Genomic DNA, 508 nt, shown 5'->3' on the forward strand with positions numbered 1-508 from the left:
CGGTCTGCGCGGTGCCACTGGTGGTGGCGGTGGCGACGGTGGTGGCGACCGAGCCGCCCGCGGTCACCGAGCCGGCGGTCGGCGAGAGCGAGACGGAGAAGTCGTTACCGGTCGACCCGCAGGGCGCGTCGTTGCCGGCCACGTTCACCGCGGTCCACGCCGCCTGGACGGCCTTGTACTCGGTCGAGCAGTTGCCGTACAGGTCGGTGGCGGCCTTCAGGCTGTACGCCCGGGCGGTGTTGGACGGGGTGGTGTTGTTGACGTACGAGGTGTTCGAGGTGAAGTAGACGTCGAGCGCCCGGTACCAGATCTTCTCCGCCTTGGCGCGGCCGATGCCGGTCACCGCGGGCGCCGAGCCGCAGACCGGCGAGGTGCCGTACGCGGTGGAGCCGGTGCCCTCGGCGAGGTTGAAGAAGAAGTGGTTCGCCACGCCGGACGAGTAGTGCACGTCCTTGTTCTTGGTGCTGGTCGACCAGCAGGAGTCGGACGCGCCGTCCAGCGACGGGTT

General features: G+C 69.7%; 1 protein-coding gene. It reads right to left on the bottom strand.

The window, feature by feature from the left end; translation table 11 throughout:
- On the bottom strand, positions 1-508 hold a 508-nt coding region (locus LQ51_RS11580), incomplete at both ends, for a M4 family metallopeptidase (protein WP_046565009.1).

This window comes from Micromonospora sp. HK10 (assembly GCF_000982955.1).
Classification (GTDB): Bacteria; Actinomycetota; Actinomycetes; order Mycobacteriales; family Micromonosporaceae; genus Micromonospora.